10 protein-coding genes are annotated in these 13,225 nt (G+C 43.9%); 6 read left to right on the forward strand and 4 right to left on the reverse strand.

What is annotated here, in order from left to right; genetic code table 11:
• Positions 1-10: 10 nt before the first annotated feature.
• The 3 genes from ACAM39_RS04420 to ilvA form a co-directional block, all read right to left on the reverse strand.
• Positions 11-760 carry a YebC/PmpR family DNA-binding transcriptional regulator gene (locus ACAM39_RS04420; RefSeq protein ID WP_369628349.1) on the reverse strand — a complete coding sequence of 250 codons (750 nt, stop codon included), beginning with the start codon at positions 758-760 and terminating at the stop codon, positions 11-13.
• Between the two features lie 145 nt (positions 761-905).
• Positions 906-2,249, reverse strand: coding sequence for an ABC1 kinase family protein (locus ACAM39_RS04425; protein WP_369628350.1), 1,344 nt, complete (start codon positions 2,247-2,249; stop codon positions 906-908).
• Positions 2,250-2,461: 212 nt separating this feature from the next.
• Positions 2,462-4,012, reverse strand: a complete 1,551-nt coding sequence (gene ilvA, locus ACAM39_RS04430) for a threonine ammonia-lyase, biosynthetic (RefSeq protein WP_369628351.1) — start codon at positions 4,010-4,012, stop codon at positions 2,462-2,464.
• Positions 4,013-4,236: 224 nt separating this feature from the next.
• On the opposite strand from ilvA, the gene rpiA reads away from it, so the two are divergent.
• The gene (rpiA, locus tag ACAM39_RS04435) at positions 4,237-4,926 is read left to right on the forward strand and encodes a ribose-5-phosphate isomerase RpiA (protein ID WP_282849319.1); all 690 of its coding nucleotides are present in this window, start codon (positions 4,237-4,239) and stop codon (positions 4,924-4,926) included.
• Positions 4,927-5,078: 152 nt separating this feature from the next.
• Here the strand turns inward: rpiA and phbB are convergent, their stop codons facing one another.
• On the reverse strand, positions 5,079-5,852 hold the full coding sequence (phbB, locus tag ACAM39_RS04440; protein ID WP_369628352.1) for an acetoacetyl-CoA reductase: 774 nt from the start codon (positions 5,850-5,852) through the stop codon (positions 5,079-5,081).
• A gap of 594 nt (positions 5,853-6,446) precedes the next feature.
• Here phbB and glnE point away from each other — a divergent pair.
• The 5 genes from glnE to ACAM39_RS04465 all read left to right on the forward strand — a co-directional run bounded on the left by glnE (position 6,447) and on the right by ACAM39_RS04465 (position 13,213).
• Positions 6,447-9,269 carry a bifunctional [glutamate--ammonia ligase]-adenylyl-L-tyrosine phosphorylase/[glutamate--ammonia-ligase] adenylyltransferase gene (gene glnE / locus ACAM39_RS04445; protein WP_369628353.1) on the forward strand — a complete coding sequence of 941 codons (2,823 nt, stop codon included), beginning with the start codon at positions 6,447-6,449 and terminating at the stop codon, positions 9,267-9,269.
• 66 nt (positions 9,270-9,335) lie between these two features.
• Complete coding sequence (locus ACAM39_RS04450; RefSeq protein ID WP_007116868.1) at positions 9,336-10,280, forward strand: branched-chain amino acid transaminase; 945 nt, start codon at positions 9,336-9,338, stop codon at positions 10,278-10,280.
• A gap of 112 nt (positions 10,281-10,392) precedes the next feature.
• Positions 10,393-11,220, forward strand: coding sequence for a hypothetical protein (locus tag ACAM39_RS04455; RefSeq protein WP_036604325.1), 828 nt, complete (start codon positions 10,393-10,395; stop codon positions 11,218-11,220).
• 10 nt (positions 11,221-11,230) lie between these two features.
• The gene (locus ACAM39_RS04460) at positions 11,231-12,100 is read left to right on the forward strand and encodes a glycosyltransferase (protein ID WP_369628354.1); all 870 of its coding nucleotides are present in this window, start codon (positions 11,231-11,233) and stop codon (positions 12,098-12,100) included.
• A gap of 15 nt (positions 12,101-12,115) precedes the next feature.
• Positions 12,116-13,213 (forward strand): glycosyltransferase, encoded by a 1,098-nt coding sequence (locus ACAM39_RS04465; RefSeq protein ID WP_369628355.1) that lies wholly within the window; start codon positions 12,116-12,118, stop codon positions 13,211-13,213.
• The last annotated feature ends 12 nt before the right edge of the window (positions 13,214-13,225 follow it).

The raw sequence follows: 13,225 nt of genomic DNA on the forward strand, positions 1-13,225 counted from the left end.
AAAATTTCCTTTAATCATCGAGTTGTTCCATGACATCATCAGTAAAGTTGACGTTGGTATAGACTTCTTGTACATCGTCCAAATCTTCTAGCATATCAATCATTTTCATGATTTTTTTAGCGTCTTCGACATCAGTGACATCCGCCATGGTTGAAGGGGACATGGTCACTTCTGCGTTGTCAGATTTTAAACCGGCTTTTTCTAAGGCATCCATCACCTCACCGAAATTCTCTGGCTCAGTGACCACGGTGACGCTATCACCGTTATTTTCAATATCGGTTGCCCCTGCTTCAAGTGCGACTTCCATGATGCTGTCTTCTAGCGACACATCATCAAAGGTAATTTCACCGCGTTTGCTAAACATATAAGCCACTGAGCCTGATGTACCCAAATTGCCACCATTTTTGCTAAAAGCATGACGCACTTCGCCAACGGTACGGTTGAGGTTATCCGTCATGGTCTCGACAATCACCGCAACACCGCCCAAGCCATAGCCTTCATAGGTGATTTCTTGCATATTGTCATTGTCACCACCGCCTGCACCACGTTCAATCGCCCGTTTTACCGTGTCTTTGGTCATATTAACTGAGTTGGCTTTTTCCACCGCCGCACGCAAACGCGGGTTACTCGCTGGGTCTGGGTCGCCTTGCTTGGCAGCGGAGACCAGCTCACGGATGATTTTGGTAAAGACTTTACCTTTTGCCGCATCTTGTTTGGCTTTACGGTGTTTGATGTTTGCCCACTTGGAATGTCCGGCCATGAGTGTATCCTTTATCTAACTATCTAACGTAACAATCTGATTTTCAAAATTTTGCGTGCGCTATTATAAACGAGCAACCCCGATTTTTGATAGGGGGTTGCGCCTATGTCATCGCAGGAAATGTTATTGAAAGTTGAAATCAAACCTAAGGGCGAGGCGAATCATCAGGTCGTGGCAATGTCGGCAAATCAATGTAGCGGTGTATCAACTCACTTAAATCAATGGTTACTTTTAAATTCACCAAGTTCCAGTACTGTCCAGAAATGGTTCGATCAAGCATCATGGTCAGTGGGGCAGGTTGAAAGCTTTGCCAGTATTTAAGCGACTCTTTTGCTTTGGCAATCGCTTGAAAATGGGTCTGGCTGGTGGCAAAGTCATAAGGCGCATGTTTGGATAAATCAAATAACTGCGTAAAACCATACGGGGTCAAACCAATCTGCAACCAATCGTCATAAAAGTCCGTGGGCAGTGGTTCATCATTGTCTTTTTTGATGCCAATGCTGACCAAATCTTGCTCAAGCGCTGTGACATCACCGCTCAGGCAATGAATGGCAAAGCGTTTGAATAACGCAACTTCGTCATGACTGTAAGATTTGATACCACCAAAGTCATAGGCAATGACTGAGCCATCGGGGCGAAACGCAAAATTACCGGGATGGGGGTCACAATGCAGACGATACAGTTTGAACAATTGACCGGCACTAAAATCAAATAGGCGAATGGCGATTTTTTGTTTGGTGTCATTGTCCCAAGTCGCAGCCACTTCAAGCTTTTCACCCAATTCTTGTGATAGGGTTAAAATCCGTTTGGTCGAATGGCTATGAAAAACTTTGGGAATAATCAGCCCATCATCATCACTGTGAAAACTGCCAAAAATTGCTAAATTATGGGCTTCTTTGGTGTAGTCAAGCTCGTCATACAGGCTATCACGGATTTCTGCAAAAATTTTATCTTGCAAGGTTTTATCCATATTGAGCACGCCAGTTATCTTAAGCGCCAAGCGAACGTGTTTTAAGTCACTATCGATACTGGTATCAACGTCAGGGTATTGCACTTTGACCACGACCGCTTCACCCGTTGGTAACACCGCTTTATGGACTTGACCGATAGAGGCTGCCGCAAAGGGTGATTGCTCAAACTGGGCAAACAACGCCTCAATCGGTTGCCCTAATTCTTTTTCAACCTGCTGTTTGATGACGGCAAACGGCATGGGCGGCGCGTCTTTTTGTAATTTCTCCAGCGCTTTTGAGACTTCAGGCGGGAACACATCTTTATACTGCGAGGCAATTTGACCCACTTTCATCACCGCGCCTTTCATTTCGCCTAAGGTGTCGGCGATTTGCAGCCCCACGGTTTGCAGCATTTCGCTACGAGCTGTGAGTTTATCTTCTTCAGAGCCTGCAAAAGACTTAATAGAATTTTTAGCTGCTTTGCCTGCGATACTGGCAGTCATACCGGCAAGTTTTAAAAAACGTTTTTTTGATGACATAGTGGTTGTCTTATAGCAGAATTTTTTAATTAATTTATCAGCGAAACTATCAGGTAAATTATCAAGTTTTAAGTATTGAGATTAGCAGAAAATGGCTATATTTGCTATGTACCGTGCTGAAATTTAGCGAATTTTGTGTATGGCTTGGCATAAAAAACTTGGCATAAAAAAAGGCGCCACGATGACACCTTTTTTATCCAAACCGTTAAAAATTATTGTAAAAATAAGCGATAGCCTAAGTTATCGGTGAGGTTTTCGCACGCATAGCCAATGTCTTGCAGTTTGGCAAGTAATTGCTCGGCGGTTTGCTCGCCCATTTGAATGCCCGCTAAGATACGCCCTTCAGCCGCCCCATGATTGCGATAGTGGAATAAAGAAATATTAAACTGTGAGCCCAATTTTTCAAGGAAGTTGAGCAGCGCGCCAGGACGCTCGGGAAATTCAATGCGAAATAGTTGCTCGTCTTTTAATCCCGCGTGCCCACCGATTAAATAGCGAATATGGGTCTTGGCGACTTCATCATCGGTCAAATCAATCGCGGCGTCATCGGCTTCATTGAGTAACTGGTGGATTGCTTTGCGCTCTTTTTCGCCTTCTTTGAGGGCGATACCGACAAAAATACTGGCAGCGTGATGGGCGTAGTTGGGGTTGGTGTTGATGCGGTAGTTAAATTCGGTGATGTTGCGACCTTTGAGTGAGCGGCAAAAATCCAGGAAAGCGCCTGTGCGCTCAGGAATGGTCACCCCAAAAATCGCTTCTTTTTTCTCACCAATTTCGGTACGTTCAGCGATATAGCGTAACCGGTCAAAATTCATGTTGGCACCACATAAAATCGCCACACAGTTTTTGCCGTATAGATTATGATCTTCGATGTATTTTTTCATACCCGCGACCGCCAACGCGCCTGCAGGCTCGACGATAGTGCGGGTTTCATCATACACGTCTTTAATCGCCGCACACACTTCATCATTGCTACAAGTGACCACATCAGGCTCGACCACGGGACCTGAGTGATCGCTTTTTGGCATACGGCAGACGTCAAACGGTATTTCACCCAGCTGGGCGACTGCTACCCCATCGACGAACAACCCCACTTGAGGTAAGCGCTTGCGTTCATTGGTGGCTAAAGCAATTTTTAGACAGGCTGCTTCTTCTGGCTCGACGGCTACGACTTTGACATGCGGTGCAACTTCCCCCAAAAACGCTGCCACACCTGAGATTAAGCCACCGCCACCAACGGCAACAAACACATATTCCATTTTACGCCATTGTTGCACTAGTTCCATGGCAATGGTACCTTGACCTGCGATGACCAATTCATCGTCATACGGCGGAATAAAGGTTAAGCCATCGGTTTGGGCGCGTTCAATGGCATAGCGGTTAGATTCATCAAAACTATCGCCATATAGCACCACATTACCGCCCAAGGACTTGACGGCACTGACTTTGATGTCGGGGGTGGTGGTTGGCATCACGATAATGTTATTGAGTCGCAAGCGGCTAGCCGAGAAGGCGACGCCTTGCGCATGGTTGCCGGCAGAGGCACAAATCACGCCTTTGGCTTTGTCTGCTTCGCTCAACTGGCTAATTCGATTGTAGGCACCCCGCAGCTTGAAAGAAAACACTGGCTGAAAATCTTCACGTTTAAAACGAATATCGTTGTTAAACCGTTCACTGAGTTTTTTGGCGGGTTCAAGCGGCGTTTGAATAGCAGCATCATACACGGTCGCTTGAAGGATAAGGCGTACCCAATCTGATAACATAATAATGACCTAAGTTTGAAAAATACGTTTGAAGATTTATTTTTACCCTCTGTGTGCTTTCATAACCAAAACACAGCAAATCGTTAGAGAAGTAAAAAATAAGTGATTAGATTAGGACTTTAGGGTTTAGCTTGCAAGTGCTTTTACGGTAAAATAAGTTGGGTAATTGATAGCATTAAGTTTTCTATCTGTTTTTTTGATAAATTCCTAACAAGGCTGGGTCTATGAGTACGATGAATGCAAGCACGCAACAACAACAAAAACAAGCCGTGGCAGCAGACGCGTTAAAATATATCGAATCAGGCATGATTTTGGGCGTGGGGACGGGTAGTACCGTCAACTGCCTCATTGAATTATTGCCAAAAGTTAACCTAAAGGGCGCTGTGGCAAGCTCAAAAGTCACCGAAGATAAGCTCAAAGCGCTCGGTATTGAGGTGATGGATTTAAATTTCACAGGCGAGTTAGACTTATATATTGATGGTGCCGATGAAGTAAACGAGCACTTACAGCTAGTCAAAGGCGGTGGCGGCGCTTTAACCCGTGAAAAAATTGTTGCCGCTGCTTCTAAGCAGTTTATTTGCATGGTGGATGAAAGTAAATGGGTGCAGCAATTAGGCGTTGGCTTTCCACTACCGATTGAAGTATTGCCGCAAGCGCGCTCGTATGTGGCGCGTGAGTTGGTGCAGCTTGGCGGTGAACCGGTCTACCGTGAAGGATTTGTCACCGATTATGGCAATTTAATTTTGGATGTCTATGGCTTAGATATCGGCTTGGACATTGAGAAGGTAGCAGCGTTTGAAGCAAAGTTAAACAACATCGTAGGAGTGGTGTGTAATGGATTATTTAGCGCACAGCGCGCTGATATCTTGCTGATGGCAACGGCAGATGGCGTGAAAAAATTGACAGCCAAGTAAGTTACCAGCAAGTTAACGGTTGTTAGTAATGTTGTCATAAAACAAAAAAGACCAAGTCACGATGACTGGTCTTTTTTAGTTCATAACCGATTTAGTTCATAACCGATTTAGTTCATAATCGATTTAGTTTATAACCGATGATGGCAGGCTCATTAGTGCATGTATTGACCGCCGTTTACGTTGATGGTCTCACCTGTGATATAAGCAGCGCCATCGCTAACCAAATACATCACGGCAGCGGCAATTTCTTCAGGTTGAGCGATACGACCCATTGGGATGCCTGCTTTGATGCTTTCCATCACTTTTTCAGGCACCGCCATCACCATTTTAGTACCCGTATAACCCGGTGCAACCACGTTAACGGTCACCCCAGATTTAGCGCCTTCTTGTGCCAACGCTTTACTAAAGCCGATGATACCCGCCTTGGTGGCTGAGTAGTTGGTTTGACCAAACTGACCTTTTAAGCCATTAATTGAGCTAATACTCACAATACGCCCAGATTTTTGCTCAAGCATTTTGTTAAATACGGGTTGGGTGACCGTGAATAGTGATTTTAAATTGGTATCAATCACCTCTGACCATTGCTCATAAGTCATTTTTTTGAAAGTCGTATCACGGGTGATACCTGCGTTATTTACCAACACATCAATGTGACCTGCTTTTTCAATTGCGTCAAGAATGGCTTTGGTGGCTGCTTCATGGTCGGTGAGATTGGTTTCAACAAAGGTGAAATCGCTGGCATTCATGCCTTCTTCTTTTAACCAAGTTTCGCCGCGGTTGACCGTGCTATCCGCTTTGTGAGTGTAGGTTGCAATGATGTGATAGCCAGCTTGGATTAGCGCATGACAAATAGCAGTGCCAATACCACCTAGCGCACCTGTTACGAGGGCAGTTTTTTTGTTTGCAGTTGGGTTGTCCGTTGTCATCACAGTACGCTCCTTGTTTGTTGTGATTGTTGGTTGTACTGAAAAATTCAATGATTGGGATAGTTTATAAGATAAATGTGTTGGTTTTTTTACAATTGAACATGCGGCTAAAAAATCAGTCACATGCGATTGATATCAGGGTCAAAAAAAACTATAGACCGACTATTCACATAAATTTATTGACTTTTACTTCCTTGTTTTTTTCATCATATATGAAAATTTGATAACTACCAATATTTTTTACGTTTTTATTTCTATGACAAACATTTTGCTACGCGCAAACGAGTATTTATAGGTTTGTGTGCTAAAAAAATTTGCAACAATAGCGGTTTGTGCTAGGCTATAAGGATAACTTTAAGCAATGTAAGCTTGAGCAAAATACCCTGTATCAGCCGCACTTAATCCATGCTATTTGCTAAATTTCTTGCTTGATGGTGCAAACTTGGCTTAATTTTACAAGCTTGATAGGACAAGATTGATTGTATCGATATGCAAGCGTGAATGCTTAGTACTTATATATACCACGATGAGGTGGATCTGTTTATTTATCCTGTTTATTTATCCTGTTTATTTATCTGACACACGGAAATTAGAATGCCGCAACTCTTACCGACGATAGAACAAATCGCTGTATTACAGCAAGCTAGTAATTTTGGCTATCAGTATTGGCAGACTAAAACAAACGTTACACAAAGCTTTTTAAAAAGCTATCCGCTTTCCCAAACGCTCGATGTCCAACATATCAAAGATTTAATACGCGATTATACGCTGGATGAAGATTACCAATTGGCGGATGAAGCAAGCGTGATGCGAGGGCTGCGTCATCTACGTAATTTGTTGATGATGCGCTGGATTTGGCAAGATGGATTAAATCTGATTAGTCTAGAGCAGCTGACATGGGAGCTATCAAAATTTGCCGATTATTGTCTTATCTTTGCCAAAGACTATGTGTATCAAGATTTAATCAGTCGCTATGGCGAGCCGTATTTTTTTGATGAAAAAAATAAACCACATAAGGATGATTTAGCCATCATCGCCATGGGTAAAATGGGGGCAGAAGAGCTTAACTTATCAAGCGATATCGATTTGATTTTTGTCCATCAGGGGCAAGGTGAGACGGTGGTTGACCCGTTAAAAAAAGAAGGGTCAAAAGCTACTAAATCCATCGACAACAAGAAATTTTTTACCAAATGGGGTCAAGGCATCATCAATCTGCTTGATAAAAACACCCAAGATGGTTTTGTATTTCGCATTGATATGCGCCTGCGTCCTTGGGGCGATGGCAGTGACTTGGCAATTCATTTATCGGCACTGGAAAAATATTTTGCCCAACATGGACGGGCGTGGGAGCGATTTGCTTGGCTAAAAGCCAGAATCGTCAACCCTGTCACCTTTAGCGATAGCTTAGAAGCCCTTATCAAGCCGTTTGTATTTCGTTATTATGTCGATTATAGTGCCTTTGCCGCCCTACGTGAGATGAAATCGCTGATTCAAAACCAAGTCGAACAACGTCAAGATACCGACAATGTCAAGCTTGGGGCAGGCGGTATCCGTGATATAGAGTTTATCGTGCAGTCGTTTCAGTTGATTTATGGCGGGCGTGTCAGTGATATCAAAGTAAAAAACTGCCTACAAGCGATGAGCCAACTGGAAAAGCATGGCTTTATCGATGCGGTGACCCATGAGCAATTGGCACAAGCCTATCGTTTTTTACGCAGATTAGAGCATGGTATTCAAGCCATCAATGATGAACAAACCCAGCGACTACCACAAGATGAAAAACAGCGACATCAGCTTGCCCGAGTATTGGGGTTTGCCGATTGGGCGGCATTGTTAGCCAAACTCAATGAATACCGCCAAACGGTAAAAATACCTTTTGACGAGCTAGTCAGTGATCGTAAGCAGTCTGATGAACAACTGCAAGTAGATCATCAGCACAATTTATCTGAGCTTGAGCAAAAATTAAGCGCTGACAATAAAGATAAATTAAGTCAGTTTTGGCAAAGTAAGCTTATCACAGGACTCAGTGAAGAAGCCAAGACTCGCCTAAATGCCGCCTATCCGATTCTAATCAATGGGTTGTTACATTCTGATTTAAGCGAAGATGCAATCAACGTGGCATTACCTAGAATGTTGACACTACTAGAGGCGGTAAGTCGTCGGTCAATTTATTTGGTCATGTTTGTCGAAAACCCAACCGCAGCCGCCAAATTGATTCCTATGCTAGCAGCAAGCCCTTGGATTGCGAGCGAATTGGTAAGTTATCCTGTTTTGCTGGATTCATTTATCCGTGAAAAATACCGTCATTTACCTGATAAGGCAGAACTCAGTGACATCTTGCGTCAGCAGTTGTTGCGGGTAGAACCTAATGATGAGGAAGGGCTACTCAACGCCTTTCGTTTTTTCAAAAAAACCCAAGTCTTGGCAGTGGCGGCGAGTGATGTGTTGGCGGATAGACCGTTGATGAAAGTCTCTGATTCACTCACCTTTATCGCTGAAGTGGTGCTTGAAAAAGCGTTGCAACGGGTATTTGGTGAATTGGTGAAAAAACATGGGTATCCTGTCAATGCCCAAGGCGAGCCTGTGAGTGAAGCGCATAATGGCTTTGCGATTATTGGTTATGGTAAGCTTGGCGGGCTTGAGATGAGTTATAGCTCAGATCTTGATCTTGTGTTTATTCATGACATTGATGAGGAAGCCATGACACTCGGTGAAAAACCCATCAGTGGTATGAAGTTTGCCGCACGCCTTGCCCAAAAACTGATGAATTATTTGACCACCCAAACGCGCGATGGCCGTGTCTATGAGATTGATATGCGCCTGCGTCCTTCGGGTCAAGCAGGTATGATGGTAGTGTCTACCCATGCGTTTGAACTTTACCAAATGCACAAAGCTTGGGCGTGGGAACACCAAGCGTTGGTTCGCGCACGTGCCATTTGCGGTGATAACCGGGTGATGACGCGATTTGACCAAATTCGTAAAGAAGTATTGTGTCTGCCGCGTGATAAAGACAGTGTCCGTATCGAAGTATCCAACATGCGTCATAAGATGCAAGACCATTTGGGCAGCAAACCGCATACCAAGCAGCAAGGGTTGTTTCATCTGAAACAAGATGCAGGCGGATTGGTTGATATTGAGTTTATTGCCCAGTTTGCTGTCTTGGCGTATGCCAATCGTTATCCTGCGTTGGCAGTTTGGAGTGACAATGTGCGTATCTTTGAAGCGCTTGCCAAAACAGGCATTATCGAAACTGAAATATGCCAACAGCTAACGCACGCTTATCTTCGTATCCGCAGTATGACGCATCGCTTGGCTTTGGCAGAGCAGCCGATACTGGTAGATGAAGCCCAGTGGCATGAACTACGTAATTTTGTTGATGCGCAATGGCATCGCTTAATCGGGCAACGACCAGAATAGATGTAACATCAATTTTTATTTTAGACAAAACACTTTTTATTTCAAACAAAACACTAGGAGTAATCAATGGCAACAATTCCCAGCATGGCAGACCGTGATGGTTTTATTTGGATGGATGGCAACATGGTAGACTGGCGTGATGCCAAAATCCACGTATTAACCCATACACTGCACTACGGGATGGGTGTGTTTGAGGGGGTTCGAGCCTACAAAACCCATGATGGACGCACGGCGATTTTTCGTCTAGAAGACCATACCCAGCGCCTGCTAAATTCAGCTAAAATTTTCCAGCTTGCTGTACCCTATTCGTATGAAGAAGTGTTACAAGCACAAAAAGCCGTGGTACGTGAAAATAACCTTGAATCGGCATACCTTCGTCCATTGATTTGGGTCGGTTCTGAAAAATTGGGTATCGCTGCCAAAGATAATAGCATTCACACCATCGTTGCCGCTTGGGTTTGGGGTGCTTATCTGGGTGAAGAAGGCATGGCGAAAGGTATCCGTGTAAAAACCTCAAGTTTTACCCATCACCATCCAAACGTTACCATGTGTAAAGCCAAAGCCGTCAGCAATTACCCAGTATCTATCATGTCAAACCAAGAAGTCACCCGTCATGGCTATGATGAAGCGGTATTGATGGATACCCAAGGCTATGTTTGTCAAGGCTCAGGGGAAAACTTATTTTTGGTCAAGGACGGTGAGCTGCATACCCCAGATTTGTCAGGGGGTGCATTGGACGGCATTACCCGTCGCACGGTGATACAGTTTGCACAGGACTTGGGCATCAAAGTGCATGAGCGTAGAATCACCCGTGATGAATTTTATATCGCGGATGAAATCTTTATGACAGGTACTGCTGCTGAGATTACCCCAATTCGTGAATATGATGACCACGTCATTGGCTGCGGCGCGCGTGGTGAAATCACCGAAAAACTGCAAAGTCTATTTTTTGACGTAGTACAAGGCAAAAATGATAAATACGCGCATTGGCTCAGCTACGTGGATGAATAATCGGTAAAATTGTAGATAAGTGAAAATAAGTAGATAAGTGAACATAAAAGGATAGTTATGTTAAAATGACTATCCTTATTTTTTGAAAAATTATCGGTACTTTGGAAGTGACATGACAACATCGAGTGCAACCACCCCGCTTAAACAAATTATTTGTATCAAATGGGGCACCAAATATGGCGCAGATTACGTTAATAAACTCTATGGAATGGTAAGCCGTAATATCACCCCGCCGTTTCGCTTTGTCTGCTTTACCGACAATACCGATGGCATTCGTCCTGAAGTAGAATGTCAGGATTTGCCGCCCAGCGATATTGTGATGCCTACCAATACCCTTGGTAAATGGCCTAAGTCACGACTTTGGAATGCACAGCTTGGCAATGTCACAGGAACGGTATTATTTTTAGATCTTGATGTAGTCGTAGTGGGTAGCCTTGATGACTTTTTTAGTTTTGGCGATGACGATCAGACGGTTTTATCTTACAACCCAAGTAACCCCTTAGAGAAGCTAGGTCAGACCTCGTGTTTTCGCTTTAAAGTCGGTAGCTTGGTTAGTTTGCTAGAAAAATTCCGTGCCGATCCACAAGGGGTGGCGGATAAATATCGCTTTGAGCAGCGTTTTGTCACTCGCAATGCCCCAGGTGGGGTTAAGCTTTTTCCAAAAGAGTGGGTGGTGCATTTTCGCCGCAAATGCCGTCAGCCATTTCCGCTAAATTATTTTATCCCACCAAAACTGCCTCATGATGCACGCATTATTATTTTCCCTGGGGATTTGTATCCGCAAAATGCGATTGCAGGACAATACAACAAAAATTCTGCCGATAACGCTAAAGAACATTTAGGGCAATTATTTACTGCTGAAAAAATCAAAAAACCGATTTCGCATTTACGCCATTTTATTTTGCCGACTGATTGGGTGGCAACGCATTGGCGAGAATAGAGGATAAACTATGGCGAACTTAGACCAACCTATCAAAATTTTTATCGGCTGTGACCCTAATAACAGCGATCTTGAGCAGATGATGGTGCTAGATTATAGCTTGCACAAACATACCAGCGAGCCTGTTGAGATTGTCTGGATGCAGTTAAGCCGTGACCCAAGCAGTGTATGGTATTCCAATCCGCAAACAGGCGAGGGCTGGCATACCGAAAAATGGGCGACCCCGTTTTCGGGCTTTCGTTGGGCAATCCCCGAATATTGTGGCTTTAGCGGACGGGCGATTTATATGGATGCCGATATGGTGGTGTTGGACGATATCGCTAAATTGTGGCGGCACCCGATATCTGATGAGGCGATTCTTGCGGCTAAAGGCGATGGCGATTTGATGCGACTGTGCACCTGCGTATGGGATTGCCAAAAAGCCAAGGATTATCTTGAGCCTGTAGCACAGCTACAAGCCGATCCTGAAAGCCATAGCAAAATGATGGCAAAATTTAAAGCCAATCCGCAACTCATACAGCTCTACCAAGACAGCTTTAATTGTGTGGATGGCGAAGATTTAGCGATTGAGGATATTCGGATTTTGCATTATTCGGACATGGGAACGCAGTTTAGCCATAAATATTCCTTACCGCGCTTACAAGCCGAGGGCAAAACGCATTGGTTTGATGGGCAGATTTTGCCGCACCCTCGTCAAGATTTGGTTGAGCTTTTCGATACCTACTATCAAGAGGCGATACAAGCGGGCTATAGTATTGAAAACTATCGCACTACGCCGTTTGGCGAGTTTCCAAAAAGAACTTATAAAAAAGGTTACAAGGGTAATGCGGTGACTCGTCCCGCGAAAAAACCTTCTTTATTTAGTCGTTGGTTTAAATAGTCAATAGAGTATTAAATGTCATTGGTTCAGTCACAAAAAATCGTATTAGTGATTAATTCCCTGCAAGGCGGTGGGGCAGAAAAATTTGTTTTGACCTTGGGAGAAGCCTTTTACCAGATGGGTTTTGAGGTGCATATTGTCCGATTTGACCCGATTGTCGAACATACATTAAGCGAAAATTTAATCTATCATCTTATTCCTTTTCGCAATTATCGACGTTTTCCGAAAGGTAAAATTCGGTATTTCTTTTTTGCTCGAGCGGTTGATGGTTATATCAATAAACATATTGGTCAGCCTGTGGCAATATTCGTGAACTTGTACCGTGAACATGAGGTATTTTATTATTCAAGGCAAAAAAAGGTGGCGTATGTCATCCATAATCAACTGAGTGAAAAATTAAAACTTGCTACCTTGCCGCCCAAGCAGCTTTCTTACTTTCAACGAATTTATACCAAATATCCTGCTATTTGTGTGAGCGGTGGGGTGGAGCAAGATTTTGTCCGTCAATTTGGCGAACCAACCAAAACCACCACGATTTATAACCCCATCGACCGTGATAAAATCCGTGTATTAGCTGAGGCAGCTAACCCAGATTTACCTGCCATTACCCGACAGGGCTATCTTATCCATGTGGGCAGTTTTAAAGCCCAAAAAGGGCATGAAATTTTATTGCAAGCTTATGCCAATTCGGCACAGACATTGCCCTTGGTATTGGTGGGCAAGGGTAGTCTGCAAGCGCAAATTGAACAAAACATTATCGCGTTAAACTTGCAAGATAAGGTGATTTTAACTGGGTTTCAAAAGAATCCTTACCCATTGCTAAAGCACGCCACAGGATTTGTGTTGTCATCGCATTTTGAGGGCTTTGCATTGGTATTGGCAGAGTCATTGGCATTGGGCGTGCCTGCGATTAGCACCGATTGTCCTTCAGGACCTAGTGAGATTTTGCCGCCGCAGAATTTGGTGGCAGTGGCAGATATCCCTGCGTTAACTGAAAAAATCAACCAATTAATGAGCCATCCTAGCCAGTTTAACGTGCCATTTAACGAAGCTTTTTTGCCGCAAAATGTTGCCCGTCAGTATTTGGCATTTATGGGGGTTGATTGTGAATAAATCCAAGCGAGA

The sequence above is a fragment of the Moraxella sp. K02 genome, from assembly GCF_041154755.1.
In the GTDB taxonomy this organism is placed as follows: Bacteria; Pseudomonadota; Gammaproteobacteria; order Pseudomonadales; family Moraxellaceae; genus Faucicola.

What these genes read in the sequence shown, in the direction of transcription:
- ACAM39_RS04460 (WP_369628354.1), top strand. Translation starts at nt 11,231, where the DNA reads ATGGCGAACTTAGACCAACCTATCAAAATTTTTATCGGCTGTGACCCT.
- glnE (WP_369628353.1), top strand. Translation starts at nt 6,447, where the DNA reads ATGCCGCAACTCTTACCGACGATAGAACAAATCGCTGTATTACAGCAA.
- ACAM39_RS04450 (WP_007116868.1), top strand. Translation starts at nt 9,336, where the DNA reads ATGGCAACAATTCCCAGCATGGCAGACCGTGATGGTTTTATTTGGATG.
- ACAM39_RS04455 (WP_036604325.1), top strand. Translation starts at nt 10,393, where the DNA reads ATGACAACATCGAGTGCAACCACCCCGCTTAAACAAATTATTTGTATC.
- phbB (WP_369628352.1), bottom strand. Translation starts at nt 5,852, where the DNA reads ATGACAACGGACAACCCAACTGCAAACAAAAAAACTGCCCTCGTAACA.
- rpiA (WP_282849319.1), top strand. Translation starts at nt 4,237, where the DNA reads ATGAGTACGATGAATGCAAGCACGCAACAACAACAAAAACAAGCCGTG.
- ACAM39_RS04425 (WP_369628350.1), bottom strand. Translation starts at nt 2,249, where the DNA reads ATGTCATCAAAAAAACGTTTTTTAAAACTTGCCGGTATGACTGCCAGT.
- ACAM39_RS04420 (WP_369628349.1), bottom strand. Translation starts at nt 760, where the DNA reads ATGGCCGGACATTCCAAGTGGGCAAACATCAAACACCGTAAAGCCAAA.
- ilvA (WP_369628351.1), bottom strand. Translation starts at nt 4,012, where the DNA reads ATGTTATCAGATTGGGTACGCCTTATCCTTCAAGCGACCGTGTATGAT.
- ACAM39_RS04465 (WP_369628355.1), top strand. Translation starts at nt 12,116, where the DNA reads ATGTCATTGGTTCAGTCACAAAAAATCGTATTAGTGATTAATTCCCTG.